The organism is Caulobacter sp. GW821-FHT10C03 (assembly GCF_059415485.1).
On record NZ_JBWKNI010000030.1, the window covers coordinates 13,840 to 40,304 of the forward strand.

The window sequence follows — 26,465 nt, forward strand, 5'->3', positions numbered from 1 at the left end:
AGGATTCGCCCGCCTAAATAAGTGACGCCTGGGCCACGGAGATTCAATGCGCCGCGACGTGCTCGACCTCAGGGCCTTCTACGCCGCCCCGCTCGGCCGGGTGGCGCGGGAGATGCTCGGCCGCAAGGTGGCCGAGGCCTGGGGCGACGCCAACGGGCTGGACGTGCTGGGCCTGGGCTACGCCACCCCCTTCCTCGACGAGGCCCGCGCCAAGGCCCGCCGCGTCGTGGCCGCCATGCCCGCCACCCAAGGCGTGGAAGTCTGGCCCGGCGGCGAGCGCAACCAGGCCGCCCTGGTCGAAGAAACCGCCCTGCCCTTTCCCAACGCCATGTTCGACCGGATCCTGGCCGTCCACGCCCTGGAGGAGGCCGACGACCCGGCCGCCGTGCTGCGCGAGATCTGGCGGGTCATGGCCCCGTCCGGCCGGCTGATCGTCGCCGTGGCCTCGCGCGACGGGGTCTGGGCCGGGGCCGAGAGCACGCCTTTCGGGCACGGCCGCCCGTTCAGCCGCAGCCAGCTGGAAAGCCTGCTGCGCGAGGCCGACCTGGAGCCCGCCGGCTGGACGCGGGCGCTCTACGCGCCGCCGATGGCCTTCACCGCCGGCTGGGCCGAGGGCTTCGAGCAGGTCGGCGCGCGCCTGTGGCCGCGCTTCGCCGGCCTGATCCTGATGGAGGCGGTCAAGCAGACCTTCGCGGTCAAGCCGCGTGGCACGCGGGCCCGGGCGCGGGTGTTCGCGCCGGTCATGCCGCCTGTTCCGGCGGGCGCGGCGCCTGTTCGAAAGGCGCCGGGAACCGTAAGGACCGGAATACTATTGGAAGCTGTGGCGGCAGGGCCTAGCCTGGAGTCGCCGACACAGCCGTAACCGGCCGCGTATGAAGGGGATGCCGCGCCATGAAGATGATCGTCGCCGTGATCAAGCCCAGCCGCCTGGACGCCGTGCTCGAAGCGGTCACAGAAGCCGGCGCTTCGGGCCTGACGGTGACCGAAGTACGTGGCTACGGCCGCCAGAAGGGCAAGACCGAGGTCTATCGCGGCGCCGAGTACGAGGTGAAGCTGCTGCCGAAGGTCAAGCTCGAGATCGCCGTGCCCACCGACGTGGCCGACGCGGTGATCGAGGCCCTGCAGCGCACCGCCAACACCGGCAAGATCGGCGACGGCAAGGTCTTCGTCATGGACCTGGAGCAGGCCCTGCGCATCCGCACCGGCGAGCGCGACGCCGCCGCCATCGCCGGCTGATCTTTCCGGCAAGCGGAGCCATATTCGCCGCCGCACGTTTTCGAGCGGAGTAGCGGCGTAGGGGCGTCATGGCAGAATCCGAATCCGTCTTCTGTCCGGGCTCGACCTGTTGGCGGGTCGAGACCGCCGACCGGCTTGCGCTGTTCATCGACAACGACGAGGCCTTCGATGCGCTGAAGGCCCTGCTGCTGTCGGCCAAGCACTCGATCTGGATCCTGGCCTGGGTGTTCGATCCGCTGACCCGGCTGGATCCCGACCGGGTCAAGAAGAGCCGCGATCCCGAGCACGCCGACCGCATCGGCCTTCTGCTGCGCCGGCAGGCGGCGCTGAACCCGGCGCTGGACGTGCGGGTGCTGGCCTGGGACATGCCGTTCCCGATCGCCGCCTCGCAGCTGTTCGGACCCCAGCGCGGCGCGGCCTTCTTCGCCGGCTCCAAGGTCAAGTACCGCCTGGACAACACCCTGCCGGCCAGCGCCTGCCATCACCAGAAGGTGGTGGTGGTCGACGGGGTCACGGCCCTGCTCAGCGGCGGCGACATCGGCGTCGACCGCTGGGACACCACCGCCCATCTCGACAACGACCCGCGCCGGCGCCTGCCCACGGGGCATCACTATCCGGCCCGCCACGAGGTCGCCGCCCTGGTCGACGGCCGCACGGCCGAGGCCCTGGGCGAGTTGTTCACCGAGCGCTGGCGCAAGGCGACGGGTGAAATCGTCGATCCGCCGCAGCGTCCGGCGATCACGCCCTGGCCCCACGGCCTGACGCCGCTGCTGCGCCGCGTGCCCGTGGCCATCGCCCGCACCCAGCCGGCCTGGCGCCACGACCCCGAGATCACCGAGTGCCTGCAGCTGCACCTGCAGACCATCCGCACGGCCCAATGGCTGATCTATGTGGAGAACCAGTACCTGACCTCGCCGATCGTGGTCGAAGCCCTGGCCGAGCGCCTGGCCGAGCCCGACGGTCCGGAGGTGGTGACCATCGGCCCGGCCCGCAGCCCGAGCTATTTCGACCAGGTGACCATGGACAGCGCCCGCACCGCGGCGATCAACCGCCTGCGCGAGGTCGACGTCCATGGCCGCTTCTACGCCTTCAGCGCCCGCACGCCCAAGGGCGCGCCGATCATCGTCCATTCGAAGGTGGCGGTGGCCGACGACCGGGTGCTGCGGCTGGGCTCAGCCAATCTCAACAACCGCTCGATCGGGCTCGACACCGAGTGCGACATCGGCTTCGAGGCCCGCGACGAGGACGAGCGCCTGGCCATCGCCGCCTTCCTGGGCCGGCTGGTCGGCCACTTCCTGGGGGTCGAGACCGAGGTGCTGCTGGAAGCCTTCCTGGAATATGGCGGCCTTGGCCCCGCCATCGAGGCGCTGGACGGCAAGACCGGCCCGCGCCGGCTGGAGCCGGTGGGCGTGGTGCCTTTGAAGGGCCTCAAGAAGTTCGTCGCCGACTGGAGCCTGGGCGACGCCATCGCCCCCGACGACGCCTGGCGCCCCTGGGGCCGCCGCAAGCGGCTGCGGCACGACCTGGCGCGCCTGACCGCCCCGCCGCCGGAACCGCCGGAGCATTTGCAATTGTAGACCCCTCTCTCATGGAGAGAGGGAGGGGCCCACGCCGTAGGCGTGGGAGGGTGAGAGGGTACACCCTCACAGAATTGAGCGCGGTTGGGCGCGGAGCGGAACCTGTAAGGGTTTCTCCGGCCGACGGTGAAACCTCTCACCCTCCCACCGCTTCGCGGCGGGCCCCTCCCTCTCTCAAAGAGAGAGGGATTTCACCCTGCCTCGATCTCCAGATCCACCACCAGCGGCAGGTGATCCGACGCCACCCGCGCCAAGGCGTCATAGGGCGAGAAGACGTTCACCGTGCGCAGGCCCTTGGTCAGGAACACGTGGTCGATGCGCATGAACGGGAAGTTCGAGGGGAAAGTCGCGGTCGGGGCCTTGCCCCAGCCCGAGGCCAGGGTCTGGGCGTCGCGGGCGGCGGCCTTCAGCAGGCGGTAGGTGGCCGAATAGGGCGTGGCGTTGAAGTCGCCCAGCAGCACGCCCGGCGCGGTCCAGCGGTCGGACGCCATCCAGGCCTCGCCGACCAGGGCGGCGGCCTGGCGCTTCTGCTCCTGGGGCACGAGGCCAAGATGGGTGTTGATGATCTGCACCGGCTTGCCGCCGACCATCACCTCGACCCACAGCGCCCCGCGCGGCTCCAGCCCTGGCACGGCGCGATAGAACGGCAGCGGGCCGGACTTGATCAGCTTTTCCGGCAGGTGGGTGAGGATGGCGTCGCCGTAGAGCTCCTCCTCCACCGTCATGGCCGGATGGAAGTGGAAGCCCATCTTCAGCAATTCGGCCAGACGGTGGGCCTGATCGACGTTGCCGGTGCGCAGCCGGCCGACGTCGAGTTCCTGCAGGGCCACGACGTCGGGCTCGTGCGCCGAGATCACCTCGGCCACGCGTTCCACGTCGAGCCTGCGGTCGCCGCCCACGCAACGGTGGACGTTGTAGGTCATCAGCCGCAGCTTCATGGGATCAGAAGATCGCCTGAAACGGCGCTAGGTTCCACACGCTGAGCGGGCGCCCCCCGGCTGAGCAGGAAAAGACAGCTCTCCGAGCGCCAGTTCTCCAGGGCCTTGGTCGGGTCGATGGGCCGCGCGGGACCGCTTCCGGCGAAGGCGGCGCTGGAATCCACGCGCACGCCGAGATCCTCCGTCAGGGCCATGAAGTCGGCCAGGGTGCACAGGTGAATGTTCGGCGTCGCCCACCAGGGCGTCGGCAGGGCCTTGGTCTCGGGCATCCGTCCCCGGCTGAGCAGCGACCAGCGAACGCTCCAGTGGCCGAAATTGGGGAACGACACGATGGCCCGGTCGGCGATTCGCAAGAGCTCGTCCAGCACGTGGCGCGGATTGCGCGTGGCCTGCAGGGTCTGGGACAGGATGGCGTAGTCGAAGGTCTTGTCGGGGAAGTGGTCGAGGTCCTGGTCGGCGTCGCCCTGCACCACCGACAGCCCCCGCGCCATGCAGGCGGCCACGCCATGGGCGCTGATCTCCAGCCCCCGGCCGTCGACCTCCTTCTCCCGGGTCAGCAGCTCCAGGAGCGCGCCCTCGCCGCACCCCACGTCGAGCACCCGCGCGCCGGGGCGAACGAGGCGGAGGATTTCGCGGAAGTCCTCGCGGATGAACGTCAAAGGAACCTCCCCCTCTGGGGGAGGCGGCCGAAGGCCGGTGGGGGGCCGTTTTCAGCTTCCGAGGCGGCGGATCGTCCTTGCAACACTCCCCCCACCGATCGCTGCGCGATCGCCTCCCCCACAGGGGGAGGTTCCTTGAAATCGATCATCGCCCGATCCCCCGTTCCCGCTCCACCGACGCCATGAACCCGGTCAGCGCCGCGTCCATCACCGGCTCGTCCAGCAGGAAGGCGTCGTGGCCCTTGTCGCTGTCGATCTCGGCGAAGGCCGCGCGGCAGCCGGCGGCGGTCAGGGCGCGGACGATGTGGCGGCTCTCCGAGGTCGGATAGAGCCAGTCGCTGGTGAAGCTGAGCACGCAGAACCTGACCTCGCGCGCGGCCTTGAAGGCGTTGGCCAGCACCCCGCCGTGCGGCGCGGCCAGGTCGAAATAGTCCATGGCCCGGGTGATGTAGAGGTAGGAGTTGGCGTCGAAGCGGTCGACGAAACTGGCGCCCTGGTGGCGCAGGTAGCTCTCGACCTGGAAGTCGGCGTCGAAGCCCCAGGACAGGCCGTCGCGTTGCAGTTCGCGCCCGAACTTGCGCTGCAGGGCGGGCTCGGAAAGGTAGGTGATGTGGGCGGCCATCCGCGCCACGGCCAGGCCCTTCTCGGGCCGCGCGCCCTGGCTGGCATAGGCCCCGCCGCGCCATTCGGGATCGGCCATGATCGCCTGGCGCCCCACCTCGTGGAAGGCGATGTTCTGGGCCGAGTGCCGCGAGGCCGAGGCCACGATCACGGCGCTGAACAGCTTTTGCGGATAGTCGGCCGCCCACTGCTGCACCTGCATGCCGCCCATCGAGCCGCCGACCACCGCCAGCAGGGTGTCGACCCCGAGCGCGTCGATCAGCATGGCCTGGGCCCGCACCATGTCGGCGATGGTCAGGATCGGGAACGACAGGCCCCAGGGCTCGCCCGTCGCCGGATTGATCGAGGCGGGGCCGGTCGAGCCCATGCAGCCGCCGATGACGTTGGAGCAGATGACGAAGTGGCGGGCCGGGTCGATCGGCTTGCCGGGCCCCACCAGCCGCGTCCACCAGCCGGGCTTGCCGGTCGTGGGGTTGGCCCCGGCCACGTACTGGTCGCCGGTCAGGGCGTGGCAGATCAGGATGGCGTTGGAGCCGTCCTCGTTCAGCGCGCCATAGGTCTGGTAGGCGATCTCCAGGCCGGCGATCTTCGCCCCTGAATCGAGCACCAGCGGACGGTCGGCGGGGAAGCGCCAGACACCGCCGCCGAGCGGCGCGGAAACGTCCAGGTCGAGATCGGCCATGTCGCCTTGGACCGCCTGTCGGCGAAGGTGTCAACCATGCGCTTTGCGCCAGGCTTCCAGCCCCGTATGAGGAGATCGTCGAGACGGCGTTTCTCGCCATTTGCCCCGTCAAGAAACCGCTCTATGGAGAGCCGCATGGACCGGTTGATCCTGATGCGCCACGGCAAGGCCGAGCGGCACGCCGCCCAGGGCGGAGACTTCGAGCGCGCTCTGGCCGAACGCGGCCGCCAGGACGTGGCGCTGATCGCGTCTGCCCTGGCTTCGGAAGGCCTCGCGCCCGATCTGGTGCTGGTCTCGGCCGCCCGCCGCACCCGCGAGACCTGGGACGCCGCCGCCGGCGCCTTCCCCGGCGCGACCGCCGAAATCGACAAGAGCCTCTATCACGCCGAGGCCCAGGAGGTTCTGGCCGCCGTGCGCCAGGCCGACGCGCCCGCCGGCACGGTGATGGTGGTCGGCCACAATCCGGGCCTGCACGACCTGTCGCTGCGCCTGGCCCTGGGCAATCAGGCAGAGGGCGGCCCCGCCGACGCGGGCGAGCTTTCCAAGCTGCGCGGCCGCTTCCCCACCGCCACGGCGGCGGTCTTCGACATCGACGCGTCCGGCGCCCCGCGGCTGGCGCGCGTCTTCTACGCATCCGAACACGGCGGGCACGGCGGCGAATGACCCTGGTCTACAAGATCCTGCCCAAGGCCCTCTGGGACGAGGCCAAGGCGGCCGGCCGCTTTGACGGCGCCCCCATCGATCACGCCGACGGCTTCATCCACCTGTCGGCCGCCGGCCAGGCCCAGGAAACCGCCGCCCTCTATTTCCGCGGCCAGGAGGATCTGCTCCTGGTCGGTTTCGACGCCGACGCCCTGGGTCCGGACCTGAAGTGGGAGGCCTCGCGCGGCGGGGCCCTGTTCCCGCACCTCTTCCGCAGCCTGTCGCCGGCCGAAGCCGTTTCGGAAACGCCGATCCCCCTCGACGCCGACGGCGTGCCGCAACTGGGCGACCTTTCCGCATGAGCCTGCACGACATCGCCTCCCGCGCCCTTCACGCGCTGGACCCCGAAGACGCCCACGGCTGGGCGATCCGCGGCCTGAAGTGGGGCCTGGGTCCGCGCGACGGCGGCGTCGATGATCCGATCCTGGCCACCAGCGTCGCGGGCCTGCAACTGTCCAACTGCGTGGGCCTGGCCGCCGGCTTCGACAAGAACGCCGAGGTTCCCGACGCCATGCTGGCCGCCGGCTTCGGCTTCGTGGAGGCCGGCACGGTCACGCCCCTGGCCCAGGCCGGCAATCCGCGCCCGCGCCTGTTTCGCCTGACCGACGACCATGCGGTGATCAACCGCATGGGCTTCAACAACGAGGGGCTGGAGCCCTTCGCCGCGCGTCTTGCGGCCCGCAAGCACGCCCATGCCGACCGCCTGGGCGTGTTCGGCGCCAATATCGGGGCCAACAAGGACGCCGAGGATCGCATCGGCGACTACGTCACGGGCCTGACCCGCCTGTGGGGCCTGTCGGACTACTTCACGGTCAACATCTCCTCGCCCAACACGCCGGGCCTGCGCGCCTTGCAGACCAAGGCGGCGCTCGAGGAACTGCTGGGCCGGATCGCGCAAGCGCGCGCGGGCCTGGCCAAGGGCGGCGCCGACTATCCGATCTTCCTGAAGGTCGCGCCCGACCTGGAGGACGGCGAGGTCGAGGCCATCGTCGAGACCGTGCTGGCCCAGGGCCTGAACGGGATCATCGTCTCCAACACCACCATCGCCCGCCCCGACAGCCTCAAGTCCGCGCAGAAGGGCGAGGGCGGAGGCCTGTCCGGCGCGCCGCTGCTGGGCGCCTCGACCGCGGTGCTGGCCCAGTTCCACGCCGCCGCCAAGGGCCGCCTGGCGCTGATCGGGGCCGGCGGCATCGCCAGCGGGGCCGACGCCTTGGCCAAGATCAAGGCCGGCGCCTGCGCGGTGCAGCTCTATTCGGCCCTCGTCTATGGCGGGCCGGGCCTGGTGGTCCGCATCAAGAAGGACCTGGCCGCCCGCCTGCGCGCCGAGGGCTTCGCCAGCGTTTCCGAGGCGATCGGGACCGCATGAATCCCGACCAGAGCCTGGCCTGGCTGAGACGCTTCGGACCGCTCGCGGTTCTGGCGATCCTGCTCGCCGTGGCTCTGGGGTCGGGCCTGGCCGGCAAGCTTTCCCTGGAAACCCTCCAGGCCCAGGGCCAGGCCCTGCAGGCCTTCGCTCACCAGCATCCGGCGCGCTGCGCCGTGATCTTCGTGCTGGTTTATGTGGCCACCGTTTCGGTCTCGCTGCCCGGGGCCCTGATCCTGTCGCTGAGCAGCGGCTTTCTGTTCGGCCCGCTCGGCGGCGCCCTGGCGCTGACGGGCGTGACCGGCGGCTCGACCGTGGTCTATGCGGCCTGCCGCACCGCCTTCGGCGATTTCCTGCGCCGCAAGCCGGGCGCCCTGCTGACCCGCATTGAGGAAGGCTTCAAGGCCGACGCCTTCTCCTACCTCCTGACCCTGCGGCTGATCCCGGCCTTCCCGCTGCTGCTGGTCAATGTCGCCTCGGGCCTGATGCGCATCCCCTTCCGCACCTATCTGCTGGCCTCGGTGCTGGGCATGGCGCCGAGCTCGTTCATCTATGCCGGGATCGGTTCGGGCCTGGGTCATCTGTTCGCCACGGGAGAGCCGGTGACCCTGTCCACCCTGGCCTCGCCGCGCATCTATCTGCCGATCGTCGGCCTGGGCGTGCTGGCGCTGATCCCGCCGCTCTGGAAGACCGCGCGCAGGCGCCGCGTTGCCCCGGCCCCCGACGTGAAGTAACCCAGACACATGGCCGAACCGGTCACGCCGCCCGCCGCACCCGACAAGCCGCCCGGAAGACGCCTTCCGTGGCCCGGCGGCCTGTCGGCGCGCCTGCTGCTGCTGACCGCTCTCTTCGTGTTCCTGGCCGGCGCCTGCATCCTGCCGCCGGCCCTGGCCGACCTGGAAAAGCAGTGGCTGCTCGACCGGGTGCGGGCCGCCGAACTGGCCTCGACCATCGCCGACGCCGATCCCGAGCGCCGGGTCACCGACCAGGTCTCCCAGCGCCTGCTCGACCAGGCCGGCGTCGTCATCGTGGCCCTGCAGGTCGACGGCGCCCGGCGTCTCGTCCTGCCCACCGAGCCGCGCAGCATCGAGCAGCCCTATCTGGTCGACCTGCGCCGCCAGAACTCCGGCTCGTGGCTGGCCGCCCCGTTCTTCACCCTCAAGAGCAAACCCGGCAGCCTGGTGCGCGTCATGGCCGAGCCGCGCTTCCGCCAGGAGGCCGAGTTCGTCGAGATCGTGCTGCCCGACGCCCCGCTGAAGGCCTATCTGATCGCCAACTTCTGGCGCCTGGCGGGCGTCACACTGTTCGCCGCGGGCCTGGCCGGGGGCTTGATCTATCTGTCGCTGAACTTCCTGCTGGTGCGGCCGATGCAGCGCATCACCAAGGCCATGGAGCGGTTCCGCGCCGATCCCGAGGATCCCGAGGCCCGCGTCGTCGTCTCGCGCCGTCGCGACGAGATCGGCCGCGCCGAGGCCGAGCTCGACGCCATGCAGACCGACCTGCGCACCGCCCTCCAGGCCAAGGCCCGCCTGGCGGCCCTGGGCGAGGCGGTGGCCAAGATCAATCACGACCTGCGCAACATGCTGACCAGCGCCCAGATGGCGTCGGACCGCCTGGCCGCCCTGGGCGACCCCAAGGTGGCCCAGGCCCTGCCGCGCCTGGAGCGGGCTCTGGACCGCGCCATCACCCTGGCCAGCGACGTCATGGCCTATGGCAAGTCCAAGGAGCCGGCCCCGGTGTCGCGCACCGTGGCCCTGCGCGCGGCGCTGGAGATGGCGGCCGAGGACTCGGGGCTGTCGCCCAAGGGCGTGGCCCTGGAGACGGTGATCGACCCGCGCGAGCAGGTGCAGGCCGATCCGGACCAGCTGCACCGCATCCTGACCAACCTGCTGCGCAACGCCCGCGAGGCCATCGAGGGCGCGCCCGATCGCGGCGGCAAGGGCCGGGTGTTCGTGGAGCTGCGCCGCGTCGACGGCATGAGCCACCTGCGGCTGTCGGACGACGGCCCCGGCGTGCCCGAGCGGGCGCGGGCCAACCTGTTCCAGCCGTTCGTGGGATCGGTGCGCCGCGGCGGCACGGGCCTGGGCCTGGCCATCGCCCGCGAACTGGCCCAGGGCCACGGCGGCGACCTGGCGCTGGTGGAGACGGGCCCCGGCGGCTCGGTGTTCGACCTGACGCTGGCGGGGGTTCCTGAGCCTGCGCCGGCCGAGGAAACGGAAGCGGCGAAGTCGAAGCCCTAGGCTAGACCTCCATACTCTATCCGCCCGTCATTCCCGCCCTTGTGGCGGGAACCCCTGGTTCCGCCGGCACGTGAAGCGCCAGCGACGTGCTCGGCACGTCGCCCCATCTGCCCTTGCGGCTGACAGAGGGCTTCCCGCCACAAGGGCGGGAATGACGGGCGTTTGGAAAGGGCGGAGCCTCAGACCACGTACTGCTTGGGCAGGGGCGCGCCCTGCTCGGCCGGCGCCAGGGGCGCGCGGAGCTCGACCGGTTCGCTGGTCGGATGGTCCGAATCCGGCGGCGGGCTGAAGGTCCCGGTCGCCAGCACGGCGGCGACGACAAGGCTGCAGGTTCCCAGGCCAAGGCCCAGGGCGATGGTCTTCTTCAAGGTCATGGTCAAAAAGGTATCCGCGTCGGGGAGGGCGCTTTTACGTACTGAAACCAAGTCGCAGACATGCCCGTCGGTTCCCGGGCGCGCCATGCGGCACGTGGTCCGCCTGTGAGGCGGAGGCGCTTTTGCCTCTAAACCGTCCACAGGTCCAGCCTGGGGCGCCTTAAGGGCGATCTCGCCTTATTTGGGCGAACGATGGTTGCAAAGCGTTACCGTGCCGGTCTCGCCAAGGCGGTTTCCGATGGGCTCCCGGCCCCTTATGTTCGCCGCCATGACCGACGTCGCCGCGCCCGATTCCGCCCAGACCCGTCCCCTCACCCAGGACGGTCCCGCCCTGCGCCTCTTCCTGGTGGACGGCTCGGCCTATCTGTTCCGCGCCTACCACGCCCTGCCGCCCCTTACCCGCAAGAGCGACGGCCTGCCCGTCGGCGCGGTGCAGGGCTTCTGCAACATGCTGTGGAAGCTGATGCGCGACATGCAGGGCGACGCCCCCACGCACCTGGCGGTGATCTGGGACCACTCGGAAAAGACGTTCCGCAACAAGCTGTACGACCAGTACAAGGCCCACCGTCCGCCGCCGCCGGAAGACCTGATCCCGCAGTTCCCCCTGGTGCGCGACGCCACCCGGGCCTTTGGCGTGCCGGCCATCGAACTGCCCGGCTACGAGGCCGACGACCTGATCGCCGCCTATGCCTGCGCCGCGCGCGACGCCGGCGGCGAGGCCGTCATCGTCTCGTCCGACAAGGACCTGATGCAGTTGGTCGGCGACAGCGTCTCGATGTTCGACCCCATGAAGGGCGTGCGCATCGGCCGAAACGAAGTGTTCGAGAAGTTCGGCGTCTATCCCGAGCATGTCGTGGACGTGCAGTCGCTGTGCGGCGACAGCGTCGACAACGTTCCCGGCGCCCCCGGCATCGGCGTCAAGACCGCCGCCCAGCTGATCACCGAATACGGCGACCTCGACACGCTGCTGGCCCGGGCCGGCGAGATCAAGCAGCCCAAGCGCCGCGAGACCCTGATCAACTTCGCCGACCAGATCCGCCTGTCGCGGGCCCTGGTCACCCTGGACTGCAACACCCCCCTGCCAGAGCCGCTGGACGACCTGGTGGTGCGCGAGCCGGACAAGGCCGTGCTGGCCGACTTCCTCGAGCAGATGGAGTTCCGCACGCTGGCCCGCCGGGTCGGCGACGGCAACGCCGCGGCCGCGCCCCGCTCGCTCGACGCCCGTCCGGACACCCGTCCTTTGGGCAAACCCGTGACCGCGCCAGTCACCACCGTCTCCTACGCCTCGGCCGCCGCCCGCGCCGCGGCCAGCCCGGTGGCCGAGCCCGTCGCCATCGACACCGCGGCTTATGTCTGCGTGCGTGACCTGGCGACGCTTCAGGTCTGGATCGACAAGGCCCGCGCCAAGGGCGTGGTCGCCTTCGACACCGAGACCGACGCCCTGTCGTCGGCCAACGCCGGCCTGTGCGGCGTGTCGCTGGCCATCGCGCCGGGCGAGGCCTGCTACATCCCCGTCAGCCACGAGGAGAAGGCCCAGGACGGCGGTCTGATCTTCGAAGCCCCCGCCAAGCTGGAGCAGATCTCCGAGGAAGAGGCCCTGGCCGCCCTCAAGCCGCTGCTCGAAGACCCTTCGGTGCTGAAGGTCGCCCAGAACGCCAAATACGACATCGCCGTGATGCTGCGCCGGGGGATCAAGGTCGCCCCGATCGAAGACACCATGCTGATCAGCTACGTGCTGGAAGCCGGCCTGCACGGCCACGGCATGGACGAGCTGTCGGAGCTGTGGCTGGGCCACAAGCCCATCTCCTTCAAGGAAGTGGCGGGCACGGGCAAGAGCCAGATCAGCTTCAAGCACGTGGCCCTCGACAAGGCGACGGCCTACGCCGCCGAGGACGCCGACGTCACCCTGCGGCTCTACAACGTGCTGCGCCCGCGCCTGGCGGCCGAGGGCCTGCTGACCGTCTACGAGACCCTGGAACGCCCCCTGCCGGCCGTGCTGGCGACCATGGAGAACGACGGCATCCGCGTCGATCCCGAGACCCTGCGCCGCCTCTCCAACGAGTTCTCGCTGCGCATGGCCGACTTCGAGGAGCAGGCCCAGAAGCTGGCCGGCCGCCCGTTCAACCTGGGCAGCCCCAAGCAGATCGGCGACGTGCTGTTTGGCGAAATGTCGATGAAGGGCGGCAAGAAGACCGCCACCGGCCAATGGTCGACCGACAGCGACGTGCTGGAAAGCCTGGCCAACGAACACGAGCTGCCGCGCGTGCTGCTCGACTGGCGCCAGCTGAGCAAGCTGAAGGGCACCTATACCGAGAACCTGATCGCCGCGATGAGCGAGCGCACGGGCCGGGTGCACACCTCCTACGCCCTGGCCGCGACCACCACGGGCCGGCTCTCGTCGTCGGACCCCAACCTGCAGAACATCCCGGTCCGCACCGAGGAAGGCCGCAAGATCCGCAAGGCCTTCGTGGCCGCGCCGGGCAAGGTGCTGATCAGCGCCGACTACAGCCAGATCGAGCTTCGGCTACTCGCCCACATCGGGAACATCCCGCAGCTGCAAAAGGCCTTCCGCGACGGCCTCGACATCCACGCCATGACGGCGTCGGAAATGTTCGACACCCCGATCGAGGGCATGGACCCGTTGATCCGCCGCCGGGCCAAGGCCATCAACTTCGGCATCGTCTATGGCATCAGCGCCTTTGGTCTGGCCAACCAGCTGGGCATCGGCCAGGGCGAGGCCGGGGCCTATATCAAGACCTATTTCGAGCGCTTCCCCGGCATCCAGGCCTATATGGACGCCACGCGGGCCTTCGTGCGCGAGCACGGCTACGTGACCACGATCTTCGGCCGCAAGATCAACATCCCCGACATCCACGCCAAGTCGGTGGGCCAGCGGCAGTTCTCCGAACGCGCCGCCATCAACGCCCCGATCCAGGGCGCGGCGGCCGACGTCATGCGCCGGGCCATGGTGCGCATGCCGGGCGCGCTGGAAGAGGCGGGCCTCGAGGCGCGCATGCTTTTGCAAGTTCACGACGAACTGGTGTTCGAGGCCCCGGAAGCCGAGGCCGAGGCCGTCTGCGCGCTCGCCCTCCGGGTGATGGAGGGCGCGGCCGAGCCGGCCGTGGCCCTGTCCATTCCCCTCACGGTGGAGGCGAGAGCCGCCAGCAACTGGGACGAAGCCCACTAAATCAACGCCGCGGGCAAAAAACTTCACTGCGCCTTTGTCGCACGCCCGCTCCGCCCCAGGTGGAGCGGGCGTCGTGTTATCAGCGGTAACCCCATACGTAGCGCAATCCTGAGTATCCGCAGGTCGAGCCAGCTGCGAATGGCTGACATTTTCAGTCTCCAGGGTGCGACGTTCCGCCACAGTACGGTTAATGTCGTGGAAACCGCGAACTCGCCAGAGCTTCCGTCGTGACATGTGCTCGTGGGCACAGATGTCGGGAATGAACTCTGGAGGCGGGCTGTGCGGTTTGGTGACTTGAAGATTCCCCAGAAGCTGATGGTCGTGTTCGGCGTGATGCTGGCCGCGATCCTGGCGATGGGTGTTACCCTCTACGTCAACCAGGAGGTCTACGAGGCCTCGGTGAAGCAGTCGACGCTCGCCCAGCAGAGTCTTCGCGCCGCCGACACGGCCGCCTTCCGACTGACCCGCCAGGAAAACTCGCTGCGCGGCTTCCTGCTCTCGGGCGACGACTACTACGTCAAGCGCCTGGAAGAGGCCCACAAGCCGAAGTTCCTCGGCGCGCTCGACGACCTGCGCAAGCTGGCCGGCGGCGACGAAGCCGACCTGAACCGCATCGCCGCCGTCGAGGCCGCCTACGCCAACTATCGCAAGATGGCCATCGAGCCGGCCGAGCAGCTGGGCGCCGATCCGGCGACCCGCGCCCAGGCCGTCGATCTGGTCAAGCATGACGGCGTCGCCGACAAGGCCGTCGAGCCGGTGGAAGACGCCATCCAGGCCATCACCGACGACGCCGAAGCCGTCGTCACCGCCCAGGCCGAAGCCCAGGCCGCCGCCTCGCTGCGCAACACCCTGGTGCTGGCCATCGGCATCGCCATCGTCCTGGCCGTCGCCGTCGCCGGCGGACTGATGCTGACGGGCGGCATCGCCGCTCCGGTCGCCGCCATGACCACCGCCATGCGCCGCCTGGCCGCCGGCGACAACACCGTCGCCGTGCCCGCCGCCGGCCGCAAGGACGAGATCGGCGAGATGGCCGGCGCCGTCGCCACCTTCAAGGACGCCGCCATCCACAAGCTGCGCCTGGAAGAAGAGGCCGCCGCCGCCGCCGCCCGCACCGAGCGCGAGCGCGCCGAACGCGAAGCCGAGAAGGCCGCCGAGGCCGAGACCGACCGCATCGCCATCCAGGCCCTGGGCTCGGCCCTAGGCGCCATGGCCGACGGCGACCTGACCTACCGCATCGACGCCCACTTCGCGCCCAAGGCCGAGCAGCTGAAGTCCGACTTCAACGCCGCCGCCGGCCGCCTGCAGGACGCCATGCGCGGCATCAACGGCGCCACCGGCGGCATCCGCGCCGGTTCGGAAGAAATCGCCCAGGCCTCCGACGACCTGTCGCGCCGCACCGAACAACAGGCCGCCAGCCTGGAAGAGACCGCCGCCGCCCTCGACGAGATCACCGCCACCGTCCGCAAGACCGCCGCCGGCGCCAAGGAAGCCTCCAGCGTGGTCGCCGCCGCCCGCGCCGACGCCGAGCGCTCGGGCCAGATCGTCAGCCAGGCCGTCAGCGCCATGGCCGGCATCGAGCAGTCCTCGGGCCAGATCGGCAACATCATCGGCGTGATCGACGAGATCGCCTTCCAGACCAACCTGCTGGCCCTGAACGCGGGCGTCGAAGCCGCCCGCGCCGGCGACGCCGGCAAGGGTTTCGCGGTCGTGGCGCAGGAAGTGCGGGCGCTCGCCCAGCGCTCGGCCGAAGCCGCCAAGGAGATCAAGACCCTGATCTCGACCTCGACCCAGCAGGTCGGCTCGGGCGTGTCCCTGGTCGGCCAGACCGGCGAGGCCCTGCAGCGCATCGTCGACCAGGTCGCCACCATCGACAGCCTGGTCAACGAGATCGCCGCCTCGGCCACCGAGCAGTCGACCGGCCTGCACCAGGTCAACAGCGCCGTGAACCAGATGGACCAGGTCGTCCAGCAGAACGCCGCCATGGTCGAGGAAGCCACCGCCGCCACCCACTCGCTGAAGGGCGAGACCGGCGAGCTGGCCGCCCTGGTCGGCCGCTTCCGGGTCGGCGGAGAAAGCGCCATCCGCGCCCCCGCCTCCGCGCCCGGCCCGGTGCACGCCGCCCAGGCCCGCGCCCAGACCTTCGTCCGCCCGGGCCGCTCCGGCGGCGCGGCCACCGCCGCCGCGACCAAGGTCGATGAGTGGGAAGAGTTCTGAGCCGACCGGTTCAGCCACTGACGGAAAGGGCGGCTCGCGAGGGCCGCCCTTTTTCGTTGCGTGACGCGGCAATCTAAACCACGACACGAACACCGGTCTCCAAAGCGGACCGGATGGTGTCGGGGGACGTCGAATGCGACTGCGGATGATCGGACTGGTGCTTTCCGCCTTCGCGCTCGCCTCATCCGGCCCGGTCCCGGAAATCCTGCCCCATACGGTGGTCGACCAGCCCCAGCACGGCGTGATCTCGCTGCTGTTCGAGGCCTCCAGCAAGACGCCCGTCTGCATGCGCGAGGACTGGATTCTGAACGGCGGCCCCGACGGCGGACCCATCGTGCTGCAGGTCGCCGGCAAGCGTTATCCGCTGAAGGCCGACGCGATCCGGCGCTGCGAGCGCGACTGCGTCGCCCGCCTGGTCGAGGGCTACACCCAGAAGAGCCACATCCCCTACGAGGCGTTCGGCCTGCCGGAAGACCTGGCCGATGCGCCCAAGACCGTGGAGGCCACCCTCGTGGCGGCCTCCTGCGAGGGCACGGCGCCCCTTCGCGAAGAAAGCTTCAAAAGCTCGGACTGGATGCCGGTGGGCTCGACCGAGAAGCAGATCTGCGCGGTCTTCGGCGCGGCGACGCGGTGGAACAACCGCGACCAGATCCGCCTCGCCCGGTCCAGCGGCGAAAGCCTTCGAGGTCCGTACGAATACGACCCCGAGCAGCTTCCCGGCGGCGCGATCTTCGACTTCTACCTATCCCTGCCGGCGGCGCAGATGACCGATCCAAAGGAGTTCAGCCGCGACTTCCGCTACTACATCCTGGCTGAACGCGGACGAACGGCCGGGATGTCGAAGATCGAGCAGATGCGCCACCTGCTGATCAGCGCCCTGCCCCCGGCTAGCGAGATCCGCGATTTTGGCGGCGCTGACGAAAGCGTCCGCTTCAACGAGAGTAGGATGGTCGGCGCCTATATGCCGGCGATGTGCCGCTTGCAGGCCCTGTGCAAGCCGCACGGGACCGTCCGCCCCGCCCGCAAGCTGCCGTGCGGCGATCTCCGGGAGCTGACGCCCCAAACGCCCTGATCAGCCGATCGCCAGGATCTCGATCCGCGAGGCGACGCCCAGCAGCAGGCAACGCGGCGCCAGGGTCGCGCTCAAGTCTTCGTCCGCCTCGAAGGCCAGGATGAAGCCGTCCAGATAGCCGCGATAGTTGCGGACCTCCCAGGCCCAACCCAACCGCTGGCCCACAGCATAGGCCAGCGCCGGCGGCGGAACCCAGAGCGGGGTCTTTGGATCGAACGGCAGGCGCTCGACGAACAGCTGGTCGGTGTCGAAGTCGACGGAGACGACCACCGCCTCTCCATCGAGCACGAAGGCGATCTTTTCCCACTGGCCCGGCGCGCCAGCGTCCTCGCCCGGTTCAGCCGGCGTCTCGTAAGCCAGCACGGCCGAGACCCGCACGCCCTCGACCGCCTCCCAGTCGAACCGCAGCATGTCGTGAGGATTGGGCGGAAAGCGCGTCATGCCCCTGAGGTCGCACGCGTCGCCGGACGCCTCAAGGCCGTCGCCCCGTCGGCATGACGCCCGTGACCGTGTAGCGACGACTCCCATTGCCGCCGTCCCCGGCGCCCGATGGGGCTCTACTGTCCTAGCTGACGAATCGGACGGAGCGTCTCGTGATCCCAATCGTGTTCTGGCTGCTGGCCGCCGGCATGCTGGCCGCCGCCGCCTTCGCAGGCTCGCTGCGCATATGGCTGCTGGCCCTGATCGCCGCGACGCTGTGCTGGGACAACCTGATCATCGCCGCCGGATCCTCGATCGGCGCCGGCGACCTGCTGCGCAACCTGTCGATCCCGCGCTACGTCGCCCACGCGGTGCTGACGCCGATGCTGATCCTGGTGGTGTTCGGCGTCGCCGGACTGCGCCGCCGGCTGTGGGTGTGGGTGCTGACCGCCGCGCTGATCGCCGTCGGCGTCTGGACCGACCTCGTGCACATGAGCCTGGAGCTGCGCGAATACGCCGGCACCCTGCGCTACGCCTACGCCCACGCCAGCCCGCCCATCCCCTCGATCGTGACGGTGGTCGTGCTGATCGGCGTCGGCGCGATCCTCTGGCGGCGCGAGAAGCTGCCATGGCTGTGCCTGGGCGCCCTGGCGATGTTCGCCGCCGCCGGCAGCGGGATCTTCTGGCTCGGCAACGCCGGCGAGCTGGCGCTGATCTCGTCGATCGTCTTCACGGCCGCGCGGCTCAAGCAACGCTAGAACCAGCCGGCCTCGCGCAGGGCCTTGGCATAGGCGCGGCTGACCGGGACCTCGGCGCCCGAGGCCAGGGTCAGGGTGGCGCGGCCGTCGCCGCGTTTGGCCTCGACCACCGCCTCGCGCGCCACCCACCAGGAGCGGTGGGTCTGGGCGCCCTCGATGCCTTCCAGCTCGGCCACCGCGTCGGACAGGCGCATCAGGATCAGGTCCTCGCCCTTGGAGGTGTGCAGGCGCAGATAATGGTCCTCGGCGGCGACGGCGTAGAGGGTCGCGCCGCGCAGCTTGGCCGGCAGGCGCTCCAGAAAGCGCGGCGGCGGAGCCTCGGGCGCGGCGGCGTGGGTCTCGACCGGCTGGCGGGTGGTCAGGAAGTTCAGCGCCGTGATCGCCGCGGTGATCACCAGCACCGGCAGGAAGAAGCGCGGCAGGGTCGCCGCGTGCGGGACCTGGCCGAACAGCAGGCTCGACACCGCCCAGACATAGACCGTGCCCGGCAGGGCCACGCCCAGGGTGATGACCACGCCGCCAATGAACGGCCGCCGCTCGGTCAGGCCGCTGTTCTGGACGAGGGCGCTGACGCCCGCCCCCGCCGCCGCGCCCGACCAGCACAGCACCAGCCAGTAGGCGATGCGGATTCCCAGCGGCGCGTCGCCGGTGCCGAAGGCGCCGACCAGGGCCAGGAACACGCCGGCGATCCCCGCCACCAGGAAGCCGCGCCCGTGACGGGCGACCAGGGCCGCCGTTCGCGAAGCGTGAACGGCGCCCGGCGGCGATTGGCGAAGCGGGGCCGTCGGCTGGCGTAACGTCGATTGAGGCACGGCCCGGCGGGCTCCTAAAGCGGTCTTCGAAAGCGGCGACGCAAGCCCGCCGCCCACGGAGATCAAGATGTCCGAGACCGCCCTGTCAATGCATGACGCCGACGCCCGCCGCATCCGCCGCCGCGGCGTGGCCGGGGTGCTCGTCGCAACGGCGCTCGCCGCCGCCCCCGTGCTGCTGGCGAGCCGGAGCGGGGCGCACCTGCCCGACCTGTCGCTGGTGCTGGCCGCCCCGACCAAGATCCAGATCCACCTGACCGCGGCCATCAGCGCTCTGGTCATCGGCACGGTGCTGATGATCGGGGTCAAGGGCTCGGCCCTGCACCGCACGCTGGGCTGGGCCTGGGTGATCGCCATGGCGACCACGGCGATCAGCTCGCTGTTCATCCACGAGATGAACCACGGCGCCATGAGCTGGATCCACCTGCTGTCGGGCTGGACGATCATCGCCCTGCCGATCGCCGTCTACGCCGCCCGCCGCCACAAGGTCAGCCTGCACCGCCGGTTCATGACCGGCCTGTTCGTCGGCGGACTGATCGTCGCCGGCGGCTTCGCCTTCCTGCCCGGCCGCCTGATGTGGCGCGTGTTCTTCGGCTGAGCGTTGTCGCTCCGACCAACTCCTTTCCTCGCAGCTCCAACCACAAGGATCCTTCCGATGCGCCTTCTCCCGCTCCTGGCCTGCGCCGCCCTGCTGACCGCTCCCGTCGCCGGCCTGTGCCAGACCGCCGTGCCGGACGCCGCCGCCGCGGCTCCCATTCCCGCGCCGGCCCCCGCCGCCGGCGACGCCAGCCTGGCCCTGGTCTTCCCCGCCCTGAAGTCGCACGACGGCGTGCTGATGGTCGCCCTGTTCGACAGCCAGGCGGCCTGGGCCGGCGGCAAGCCCGTGCGGGTCGCCTTCGTCCAGGCCGCGTCGGCCGAACCGATGGTGCAGATCCACGACCTGGCCGCCGGGACCTACGCGGCCCGGGTGTTCCAGGACCTCGACGGCGACCAGCGCCTGAGCATGAACCCCTTCGGCCTGCCGGTGGAGCCCTACGGCTTCTCGGGCGGCGCCAAGGCCAACATGGGCCCGCCGGCCTTCGCCGCGGCCGCCTTCACCGTCACGCCGGGCGACAACGCCCAGGCCATCGCCCTGCGTTAAAAGATTAAGACAGACGGAAGACCCATGGATCGCCGCACCTTCCTCCGCGCCGCCGGCCTGACCGGCGCCGCCGCCCTGCTGACCCCCGAGACCGTGTTCGCCGCCGGGGCCGCCGACTGGACCCTGGGCTTCCGCGACGTCGAGGCCGACATCGCCCCCACCGGCCTGACCCGCCTGCGCGGCAAGGCCCCGGCCGACCTGGCCGGCGCCCTGGTCCGCAACGGCCCGGCCCGCTTCCGCCGGCCGGGCGGGTCGGTCGGCCACTGGTTCGACGGCGACGGCCTGGTGCGGCGCTTTTCGATCCAGGACGGCGAGGCGACCCTGGCCGCCCGCTTCGTCGACACCCCCAAGCGCCGCGCCGACACGGCCGCCCACGCGGTGATCACCCCCGGCTTCGGGACCGCCCCTGGCCCCGGGGCTGCCGTGGGCGGTCCCGACGACGCCAACGCCGCCAACACCTCGGTGATGATGGCCGGCGGCGAGCTGTGGGCGCTGTGGGAACCGGGCTCGCCCTGCGTGCTCGATCCCGTCACCCTGGAGACCAAGGGCTTCAAGACCCTGCGGCCCGACCTCAAGGCCATGCCGTTCCTGGCCCATCCGCGCCGCGAGCCGAACGGCCGGACCTGGAACCTGGGCCTGGCCGGCCATCGCGCCATCGTCTGGCGCCTGGCCGCCGACGGGAGCCTGGAGGACGCCCAGCTGATCGCCCTGCCCCGCGCCAGCTACATCCACGACTTCACCGCCACCGAGCGCCACCTGGTGATCGTGCTGCAGCCCTGGATCCAGGAGCGGGGCGGCGTGCCCTACATCGCCGGCATGGCCTGGAAGCCCGAGCTGGGAACCCAGGTGCTGGTGCTCGACAAGGCCGACCTGACCCGGCGCCGGGTGTTCGACCTGCCGCCGTTCTTCTTCTTCCACCTGGGCGACGCCTGGGAGGACAAGGACGGAACCATCCGCTTCGACGCCTGCATCGACGACGATCCGCGCGGCACGGCCGCGGCCGGCGAGCAACTGCTGCGCGGCGTGCCGTTCAAGGGCGTGGCCCCGCCCAAGCTCGGCTTCGTCACCCTGCACGCCGACGGCAAGGCCGACCTGCAGCGGTTCGAGACCGTGGCCGAGTTCCCGCGCTCGGACGAGCGCTTCGCCGGCCAGGGCCGCCGCTTCAGCGTCCACGCGGCGATCGGCGAGGTCGGCAAGCCGGCCTTCCACGGCCTGGCCGTGCGCGACTGGAAGACCGGCCGCGAGACCGCCTTCGACTTCGGCCGCCGGCATCTGGTCGAGGAGATGGTGTTCGTCCCCCGCCCCGGATCGGCCGAGGAGTTCGACGGCTGGCTGGTCGGCACGAGCCTCAATCTCGACGCCCAGGCGACCGAGCTGCACGCCTTCGACGCCCGCCGCGTCGCCGACGGTCCGCTGGTCACCTGGCGGGCGAACACGGCCTTGCCGCTGGGATTCCACGGGATTTTCACGGCCTGACGCTACGTTCACGGAACGGCGGCGCTCTTGCCAGGGTAGCGAAAGCAGGCCTATCCGGGGACAGCGAAGTTCTCGGAGAGGCCTCCCCGACATGACCGCCGCCAAGCCCCGCGCCCGTTCCGGCGGGCGGGGCCGCCCTTCCAAGGCCACGGGCCTGGACCTGAAGGAGACCATCCTCGACTCCGCCGAGGGCCTGTTCGCGCGCCACGGCTTCCATGGGGTGACCACCCGCCAGGTGGCCGCCGAGGCCGGCGTCGACACCGCCCTGATCCACTACTATTTCGGCGCCAAGCGCGAGCTTTTCGACGCGGTGTTCGTGCGCCGCGCCGAGATCCTCAACCAGGCCCGCAGCGTCTCGATGAACGCCTATGTCGAGACCCACGGCGAAGCCATGACGGTGGAAGGCGTGATCGAGGCCTTCATCGACCCGCTGCTGCGCATCTCGCAGGACGGCGGCCAGGGCTGGAAGAGCTACTTCGCCCTGGTGGCCCAGGTGAACAACACCCCGGCCTGGGGCGGCGAAACCATGGCCCGGTTCTTCGACCCCGTCGTCCACCAGCTGGTCGACACGCTGAAGGTCGTCCGTCCCGACGCGGAATATCGCGACCTCTACTGGTGCTACCAGTTCCTGACCGGCTCGATGATGCTGGCCCTGTCGGAGACCGGCCGCATCGACTCGCTGTCGGAAGGCCTCTGCCACTCCAGCGACCTGGAGGCCGTGCGAGCGCGGCTGTTCGCCTATTGCGCGGCTGGGTTCGAGGCCGTGGTGGCCAAGCGCAAAGCCTAGCTCCCTTCCCGTTGGCGGATGGGGGAAGGGCCGGGGATGGAGGTGAAGCGGCGGTTCAGCCGCCGCCTCCGCAACCACCTCCACCCAACCCTCCCCCATCGAGGGGGAGGGCTTTGCAATGACGACCATCCGCCCTCGGATTACACTTTTCATCACCTGGTGAAAAAACGCTGGCGCATTCCCTCAACCTAGGTGACAGTGCCGTCGAATTCCTGCGGCGGTGAAATCATGCGGGAAACGCCGGATACGAGGCTGCGTGAGATGGCTCGGCCGGCGAAAGGGATGAAACGCATCTAGGGAAGAGGGGCTTGCCTATGAAAACGATGTGGAAAGCTGCGCTGCTGGCTGGCGCGGCGTGGGGTGCGACCTGCAACCTGGCGGTGGCACAGGAAAAGCCGGCCGCCGAGCAAAGCGTAGGCGTCGAAGAGGTGGTGGTCACCGCCCGTCGGCGCGAGGAAACCCTCAAGGACGTGCCGGTGGCCGTCTCGGCCTTCAGCGCCGCGGCGCTGGAACGCCAGGGCGCGTCGGACATCACCACCCTGCAGCAGACCACCCCCAACATCACCGTCCAGGTGGCCCGGGGCTCGAACTCGACCCTGATTAGCTACATCCGCGGCGTCGGCCAGCAGGACCCGCTGTGGGGCTTCGAACCGGGCGTCGGCCTCTATATCGACGACGTCTACGTGGCCCGCCCGCAGGGCGCGGTGCTCGACATCTTCGACATCGAGCGCATCGAAGTGCTGCGCGGTCCGCAGGGCACGCTCTACGGCCGCAACACCATCGGCGGCGCCATCAAATACGTCACCAAGAAGCACGACGACGAGACGGCGCTGAAGCTGAAGGGCACGGTCGGCTCGTACAACCAGCGTGACGGCCTGATCGCCGCCTCGACCCCGCTGGGCGGCGGCCTGTCGGTCGGCGGCGCCTTCGCCGTCTACAAGCGCGACGGCTACGGCAAGAACCTGACCACCGGCGCCGAGCAGTACAACAAGGACGTCCAGGCCGGCCGCCTCTCCGTCGAGTACGCGCCCAACGACGACCTGTTCTTCCGCATCGCCTACGACAAGGTGGTCGACGACAGCAACGCCCGCCACGGCCACCGCGAGCTGCCCACCCTGACCGGCGGCTACCAGGTGCTCGACACCTACGACACCCAGGCCGGCCTGGGCGACGCCAACCACGTCGAGACCGAGGGCGTCTCGGCGCTGGCCACCTGGAAGGCCAGCGAGCACCTGACCTTCAAGTCGATCACCGCCAACCGCAAGGGCGGCACCCAGACCAACATCGACTTCGACGGCACGCCGCTGCCGACGCTGGACGTGCCGGCCACCTATGGCGACCGCCAGTTCTCGCAGGAACTGCAGGCGGTCTACGCCGACGAGACCTTCCAGGGCGTGTTCGGCGTCTACTACATGAACAGCCAGGCCTCGGGCGAGTTCGACACCATCGCCGGCAATCTGGGCGTGGCCATCGCCGCCGCCGGCAAGGTCAACACCCGCAGCTTCGCGGTGTTCACCGACGTTTCGGCCAATTTCACCGACCGCTTCAAGGTCTCGCTGGGCGGCCGCGCCACCCGCGACCACAAGACCGGCACGGTGGTGCGCCTGTTCTATCTGGGCGCCACCAAGACCCCGTGGCAGGGCGGAACGGCCCGGCCGGTGCTGCAGACCCGCACCAACTACACCGCCACCAAGACCTTCGAGGAGTTCACCCCGCGGGTCAGCGCCTCCTACGACTTCTCCGACGACCTGACCGGCTACGTCTCCTATTCCAAGGGCTTCAAGTCCGGCGGCTGGGACATGCGCGGCGACGCCTTCCTGACCCCGCAGACGACGTCCGGTTACGATCCCGAGACGGTCGACGCCTACGAGGCCGGCCTGAAGGGCTATCTGTTCGACCGCCGCCTGTCGTTCGCCTCGGCGGCCTTCCGCTCCAAGTACAAGAACCAGCAGGTGACCACCCAGGTGGCCGTGCCCAGCGGCATCGCCAGCTCGGTCGACAACGCCGGCGCCTCGACCATCTGGGGCCTGGAGTTCGAAGGCACGGCGCGCTTCACGCCCAACCTGTCGAGCACCCTGGCGCTGGGCTACATCAAGGCCAAGTACGACGAGTTCGAGCGCTACGACGCCGTCACCGGCACGATCGTCAATGTCGCCAACCTCTACGGCTTCCAGAACACCCCGGAAAAGACCGCCAACCTCAGCGCAACCTGGACCGGCGAACTTCTGGGCGGCCGCCTGGCCGTCACCCCGATGGTCAGCTACCGCGACAAGTACCAGCAGTTCGAGCAGCCGCTGCCGACCCTCGACCAGAAGGCCTTCACCCTGGTCGACCTCAGCGCCGTGTGGAACGCGCCGGGCGGCCGCTACAAGGTCTCGCTGGTCGGCAAGAACCTGACCGACGAAACCTATCGCATCGGCGGCTACAACTTCGGCGTCGCGACCTATAACAACTCGGTCATCGGCTTCTACGGCCCGCCGCGCAGCGTGTCGGTGAGCCTGGAGTTCAACTTCTGAAGCATTTTCGAGCGAAGCGGACTCCGGTTCGCGTGAAGAAAATGCGTTAAACCAAAGGCTTCTCGGTCGAGATCTGACGGGGCCCGCTGCAACGGGCCCCGTCGTCCTTTTCCGGAAGGCGCATGCGTACAGTTCAAGGGGGCGGGCGATGAGCGAAGCGAAAGGCGAAGGCGCCGCGACGGGCGGCAGCCGCTACCGCTATCTGGTGCTGGCGACGCTGATCCTCGTCTACACCCTGAACTTCCTCGACCGGCAGATCCTCGGGATCCTGGCCAAGCCGATCAAGGACGAGTTCGGCCTCACCGACGGCCAGTTCGGCCTGATGGGCGGCCTGGCCTTCGCCCTGCTCTACACCACCCTGGCGATCCCGATCGCCTGGCTGGCCGACCGCTTCAGCCGGGTCTGGATCATGACCGCCGCCCTCACCGTGTGGAGCGGCTTCACCGCCCTGTGCGGGTTCGCCGGCGGGTTCGGACAACTGTTCCTGGCCCGCATGGGCGTGGGCATCGGCGAGGCCGGCGGCGTCGCCCCGGCCTATTCGCTGATCGCCGACTACTTCCCCAAGCGCCAGCGCGCCCGGGCGCTCGCGGCCTACGCCTTCGGCATCCCGCTAGGCTCGGGCCTTGGCACGCTGGTCGGCGGCCTGCTGGCGGCGACCTACGGCTGGCGCACGGCCTTCATCGTCGTCGGGTGCCTCGGCGTGGTGCTGGCCCCGATCTTCCGCGCTGTCGTTCGCGATCCGGTACGCGGCGGCGCCGACCGCGTGGAAGGCGCGCCGCCGGCGCCGCCCGCCCCGGCCATGCCGCTGGGCCAGGCCGCCCGCCTGCTGGCCGCCAAGCCGTCGTTCTGGCTGCTCGCCTTCGGCGCGGCCTCGTCTTCGGTGTGCGGCTACGGCGTCGCCGCCTGGCTGCCCAGCTTCTTCATGCGCAGCCTGGGCCTGACCCTGTCGCAGACGGCCTGGTACTATTCGGGCATCGCCCTGTTCGGCGGCCTGCTGGGCATCTGGCTGGGCGGGGCGGTGGCTGACAAGCTGGGGGCCAAGTCCAAGGCCGGCTATCCGATCACCCCGGCCATCGCCTTCCTGATCTCGGTGCCGTGCTTCCTGCTGGCCATGAACAGCGGCAGCCTGATGGGCGGCCTCGGCGGCAAGGCCTCGCTGGCCGTGGCCTTCGTGATCTTCCTAATCCCCACGGGCCTGAACCTGGCGTGGCTCGGCCCCATCACCGCCGCCGTCCAGCACTTGGGCCCGGCCCCGATGCGCACCACCGCCTCGGCCCTGTTCCTGCTGATCAACAACCTGCTCGGGATCGCCGTCGGCATCTATTATTTCGGCCTGGTCTCCGACCTGCTGAAGCCGACCTTCGGGGCGGAGTCGCTGCGCTGGTCGATCTACAGCGGCATGGGCTTCTACCTCGTCGCCGCCCTGCTGTTCTTCTTGGCCAGCAAGCGCCTGGACAAGGACTGGGTGGACTGAGGGCCTCTTCCGATAAAATCCCCGCGAAAGCGGGGACCCAGGCTTTTTATCGTCGAGCGCCACGCGTTTCAGAAAACACCTGGGTTCCCGCTTTCGCGGGGATTTTACGGTGGTGGGGGGCTTTCCCCAGCCAAAAGGTCGCAGGCGCGTAACGAGGGTCCTAGCGCCACCGTTCGGACATGATCCAGGATCATTGCGCCGCCGAAACCGTGTTATTGG

The 26,465-nt window shown here is 69.9% G+C and carries 24 protein-coding genes; 18 read left to right on the plus strand and 6 right to left on the minus strand.

Going from position 1 to position 26,465, the window contains the following annotated elements:
* Positions 1-46 precede the first annotated feature (46 nt).
* The 3 genes from AC07NG_RS24360 to AC07NG_RS24370 all read left to right on the plus strand — a co-directional run bounded on the left by AC07NG_RS24360 (position 47) and on the right by AC07NG_RS24370 (position 2,813).
* Positions 47-862: a class I SAM-dependent methyltransferase gene (locus tag AC07NG_RS24360; protein ID WP_110132827.1), complete on the plus strand. Its 816-nt coding sequence runs from the start codon at positions 47-49 to the stop codon at positions 860-862.
* Positions 863-891: 29 nt separating this feature from the next.
* Positions 892-1,236, plus strand: coding sequence for a P-II family nitrogen regulator (locus AC07NG_RS24365; protein ID WP_110120108.1), 345 nt, complete (start codon positions 892-894; stop codon positions 1,234-1,236).
* Between the two features lie 68 nt (positions 1,237-1,304).
* On the plus strand, positions 1,305-2,813 hold the full coding sequence (locus AC07NG_RS24370; RefSeq protein WP_494596909.1) for a phospholipase D-like domain-containing protein: 1,509 nt from the start codon (positions 1,305-1,307) through the stop codon (positions 2,811-2,813).
* Between the two features lie 191 nt (positions 2,814-3,004).
* Here the strand turns inward: AC07NG_RS24370 and AC07NG_RS24375 are convergent, their stop codons facing one another.
* From AC07NG_RS24375 to metX, 3 genes are all read right to left on the minus strand, one after another.
* A complete protein-coding gene (locus AC07NG_RS24375; RefSeq protein ID WP_494596910.1) occupies positions 3,005-3,751 on the minus strand; it encodes an endonuclease/exonuclease/phosphatase family protein in 747 nt (248 codons plus the stop codon).
* Entirely contained in the window at positions 3,748-4,410 is a 663-nt protein-coding gene (gene metW / locus AC07NG_RS24380) for a methionine biosynthesis protein MetW (protein ID WP_494596912.1), read from the minus strand. Before metW ends, AC07NG_RS24375 begins: the two co-directional genes overlap by 4 nt.
* A gap of 145 nt (positions 4,411-4,555) precedes the next feature.
* Positions 4,556-5,713, minus strand: a complete 1,158-nt coding sequence (gene metX / locus AC07NG_RS24385; protein WP_494596914.1) for a homoserine O-acetyltransferase MetX — start codon at positions 5,711-5,713, stop codon at positions 4,556-4,558.
* 135 nt (positions 5,714-5,848) lie between these two features.
* On the opposite strand from metX, the gene AC07NG_RS24390 reads away from it, so the two are divergent.
* The 5 genes from AC07NG_RS24390 to AC07NG_RS24410 are packed head-to-tail and all read left to right on the plus strand — an operon-like array spanning position 5,849 to position 10,018.
* On the plus strand, positions 5,849-6,376 hold the full coding sequence (locus AC07NG_RS24390; protein ID WP_494596915.1) for a SixA phosphatase family protein: 528 nt from the start codon (positions 5,849-5,851) through the stop codon (positions 6,374-6,376).
* Positions 6,373-6,717 (plus strand): DUF952 domain-containing protein, encoded by a 345-nt coding sequence (locus tag AC07NG_RS24395; RefSeq protein ID WP_494596917.1) that lies wholly within the window; start codon positions 6,373-6,375, stop codon positions 6,715-6,717. Before AC07NG_RS24390 ends, AC07NG_RS24395 begins: the two co-directional genes overlap by 4 nt.
* Positions 6,714-7,781 (plus strand): quinone-dependent dihydroorotate dehydrogenase, encoded by a 1,068-nt coding sequence (locus AC07NG_RS24400; RefSeq protein ID WP_494596919.1) that lies wholly within the window; start codon positions 6,714-6,716, stop codon positions 7,779-7,781. Before AC07NG_RS24395 ends, AC07NG_RS24400 begins: the two co-directional genes overlap by 4 nt.
* Positions 7,778-8,512 (plus strand): TVP38/TMEM64 family protein, encoded by a 735-nt coding sequence (locus tag AC07NG_RS24405; protein WP_487290001.1) that lies wholly within the window; start codon positions 7,778-7,780, stop codon positions 8,510-8,512. Before AC07NG_RS24400 ends, AC07NG_RS24405 begins: the two co-directional genes overlap by 4 nt.
* 9 nt (positions 8,513-8,521) lie before the next feature.
* Entirely contained in the window at positions 8,522-10,018 is a 1,497-nt protein-coding gene (locus tag AC07NG_RS24410) for a sensor histidine kinase (RefSeq protein WP_494596921.1), read from the plus strand.
* 179 nt (positions 10,019-10,197) lie between these two features.
* Here the strand turns inward: AC07NG_RS24410 and AC07NG_RS24415 are convergent, their stop codons facing one another.
* On the minus strand, positions 10,198-10,392 hold the full coding sequence (locus tag AC07NG_RS24415; protein ID WP_494596922.1) for a hypothetical protein: 195 nt from the start codon (positions 10,390-10,392) through the stop codon (positions 10,198-10,200).
* A gap of 268 nt (positions 10,393-10,660) precedes the next feature.
* Here AC07NG_RS24415 and polA point away from each other — a divergent pair, with 268 nt between their 5' ends.
* The 3 genes from polA to AC07NG_RS24430 all read left to right on the plus strand — a co-directional run bounded on the left by polA (position 10,661) and on the right by AC07NG_RS24430 (position 16,865).
* Positions 10,661-13,579: a DNA polymerase I gene (polA, locus tag AC07NG_RS24420; RefSeq protein ID WP_494596946.1), complete on the plus strand. Its 2,919-nt coding sequence runs from the start codon at positions 10,661-10,663 to the stop codon at positions 13,577-13,579.
* 279 nt (positions 13,580-13,858) lie between these two features.
* Complete coding sequence (locus AC07NG_RS24425) at positions 13,859-15,793, plus strand: methyl-accepting chemotaxis protein (RefSeq protein WP_492854357.1); 1,935 nt, start codon at positions 13,859-13,861, stop codon at positions 15,791-15,793.
* Positions 15,794-15,926: 133 nt separating this feature from the next.
* Positions 15,927-16,865: a hypothetical protein gene (locus AC07NG_RS24430; RefSeq protein WP_492854356.1), complete on the plus strand. Its 939-nt coding sequence runs from the start codon at positions 15,927-15,929 to the stop codon at positions 16,863-16,865.
* Here AC07NG_RS24430 and AC07NG_RS24435 read toward each other — a convergent pair whose 3' ends face one another.
* Entirely contained in the window at positions 16,866-17,306 is a 441-nt protein-coding gene (locus AC07NG_RS24435) for a DUF6334 family protein (RefSeq protein ID WP_494596925.1), read from the minus strand.
* 152 nt (positions 17,307-17,458) lie between these two features.
* Here AC07NG_RS24435 and AC07NG_RS24440 point away from each other — a divergent pair, with 152 nt between their 5' ends.
* Complete coding sequence (locus AC07NG_RS24440; RefSeq protein WP_494596927.1) at positions 17,459-18,043, plus strand: hypothetical protein; 585 nt, start codon at positions 17,459-17,461, stop codon at positions 18,041-18,043.
* Here AC07NG_RS24440 and AC07NG_RS24445 read toward each other — a convergent pair.
* Positions 18,040-18,855 (minus strand): LytTR family DNA-binding domain-containing protein, encoded by an 816-nt coding sequence (locus tag AC07NG_RS24445; RefSeq protein WP_494596928.1) that lies wholly within the window; start codon positions 18,853-18,855, stop codon positions 18,040-18,042. The genes AC07NG_RS24440 and AC07NG_RS24445 overlap by 4 nt on opposite strands.
* A gap of 67 nt (positions 18,856-18,922) precedes the next feature.
* Between AC07NG_RS24445 and AC07NG_RS24450 the strand changes: the two genes are divergently transcribed.
* From AC07NG_RS24450 to AC07NG_RS24475, 6 genes are all read left to right on the plus strand, one after another.
* The gene (locus AC07NG_RS24450; RefSeq protein WP_494596929.1) at positions 18,923-19,450 is read left to right on the plus strand and encodes a DUF2306 domain-containing protein; all 528 of its coding nucleotides are present in this window, start codon (positions 18,923-18,925) and stop codon (positions 19,448-19,450) included.
* A 57-nt stretch (positions 19,451-19,507) separates the two neighbouring features.
* Positions 19,508-19,993: a DUF2141 domain-containing protein gene (locus AC07NG_RS24455; protein ID WP_494596930.1), complete on the plus strand. Its 486-nt coding sequence runs from the start codon at positions 19,508-19,510 to the stop codon at positions 19,991-19,993.
* Between the two features lie 24 nt (positions 19,994-20,017).
* Entirely contained in the window at positions 20,018-21,469 is a 1,452-nt protein-coding gene (locus AC07NG_RS24460; protein ID WP_494596932.1) for a carotenoid oxygenase family protein, read from the plus strand.
* Positions 21,470-21,560: 91 nt separating this feature from the next.
* Entirely contained in the window at positions 21,561-22,256 is a 696-nt protein-coding gene (locus tag AC07NG_RS24465; RefSeq protein WP_494596934.1) for a TetR/AcrR family transcriptional regulator, read from the plus strand.
* Positions 22,257-22,570: 314 nt separating this feature from the next.
* Positions 22,571-24,772, plus strand: coding sequence for a TonB-dependent receptor (locus tag AC07NG_RS24470; RefSeq protein WP_494596948.1), 2,202 nt, complete (start codon positions 22,571-22,573; stop codon positions 24,770-24,772).
* A gap of 148 nt (positions 24,773-24,920) precedes the next feature.
* Entirely contained in the window at positions 24,921-26,246 is a 1,326-nt protein-coding gene (locus AC07NG_RS24475; RefSeq protein ID WP_494596935.1) for a spinster family MFS transporter, read from the plus strand.
* Positions 26,247-26,465 lie beyond the last annotated feature (219 nt).

Bases quoted from the DNA above. Each gene is read 5' to 3' on its own strand.
- AC07NG_RS24465 (WP_494596934.1), top strand. From the start codon at position 21,561: ATGACCGCCGCCAAGCCCCGCGCCCGTTCCGGCGGGCGGGGCCGCCCT.
- AC07NG_RS24365 (WP_110120108.1), top strand. From the start codon at position 892: ATGAAGATGATCGTCGCCGTGATCAAGCCCAGCCGCCTGGACGCCGTG.
- AC07NG_RS24460 (WP_494596932.1), top strand. From the start codon at position 20,018: ATGGATCGCCGCACCTTCCTCCGCGCCGCCGGCCTGACCGGCGCCGCC.
- AC07NG_RS24390 (WP_494596915.1), top strand. From the start codon at position 5,849: ATGGACCGGTTGATCCTGATGCGCCACGGCAAGGCCGAGCGGCACGCC.
- AC07NG_RS24375 (WP_494596910.1), bottom strand. From the start codon at position 3,751: ATGAAGCTGCGGCTGATGACCTACAACGTCCACCGTTGCGTGGGCGGC.
- AC07NG_RS24405 (WP_487290001.1), top strand. From the start codon at position 7,778: ATGAATCCCGACCAGAGCCTGGCCTGGCTGAGACGCTTCGGACCGCTC.
- AC07NG_RS24455 (WP_494596930.1), top strand. From the start codon at position 19,508: ATGCGCCTTCTCCCGCTCCTGGCCTGCGCCGCCCTGCTGACCGCTCCC.
- AC07NG_RS24415 (WP_494596922.1), bottom strand. From the start codon at position 10,392: ATGACCTTGAAGAAGACCATCGCCCTGGGCCTTGGCCTGGGAACCTGC.
- AC07NG_RS24370 (WP_494596909.1), top strand. From the start codon at position 1,305: ATGGCAGAATCCGAATCCGTCTTCTGTCCGGGCTCGACCTGTTGGCGG.
- AC07NG_RS24475 (WP_494596935.1), top strand. From the start codon at position 24,921: ATGAGCGAAGCGAAAGGCGAAGGCGCCGCGACGGGCGGCAGCCGCTAC.
- AC07NG_RS24430 (WP_492854356.1), top strand. From the start codon at position 15,927: ATGCGACTGCGGATGATCGGACTGGTGCTTTCCGCCTTCGCGCTCGCC.
- AC07NG_RS24395 (WP_494596917.1), top strand. From the start codon at position 6,373: ATGACCCTGGTCTACAAGATCCTGCCCAAGGCCCTCTGGGACGAGGCC.
- AC07NG_RS24400 (WP_494596919.1), top strand. From the start codon at position 6,714: ATGAGCCTGCACGACATCGCCTCCCGCGCCCTTCACGCGCTGGACCCC.
- AC07NG_RS24450 (WP_494596929.1), top strand. From the start codon at position 18,923: ATGTCCGAGACCGCCCTGTCAATGCATGACGCCGACGCCCGCCGCATC.
- polA (WP_494596946.1), top strand. From the start codon at position 10,661: ATGACCGACGTCGCCGCGCCCGATTCCGCCCAGACCCGTCCCCTCACC.
- AC07NG_RS24410 (WP_494596921.1), top strand. From the start codon at position 8,522: ATGGCCGAACCGGTCACGCCGCCCGCCGCACCCGACAAGCCGCCCGGA.
- metX (WP_494596914.1), bottom strand. From the start codon at position 5,713: ATGGCCGATCTCGACCTGGACGTTTCCGCGCCGCTCGGCGGCGGTGTC.
- AC07NG_RS24360 (WP_110132827.1), top strand. From the start codon at position 47: ATGCGCCGCGACGTGCTCGACCTCAGGGCCTTCTACGCCGCCCCGCTC.
- AC07NG_RS24470 (WP_494596948.1), top strand. From the start codon at position 22,571: ATGAAAACGATGTGGAAAGCTGCGCTGCTGGCTGGCGCGGCGTGGGGT.
- AC07NG_RS24435 (WP_494596925.1), bottom strand. From the start codon at position 17,306: ATGACGCGCTTTCCGCCCAATCCTCACGACATGCTGCGGTTCGACTGG.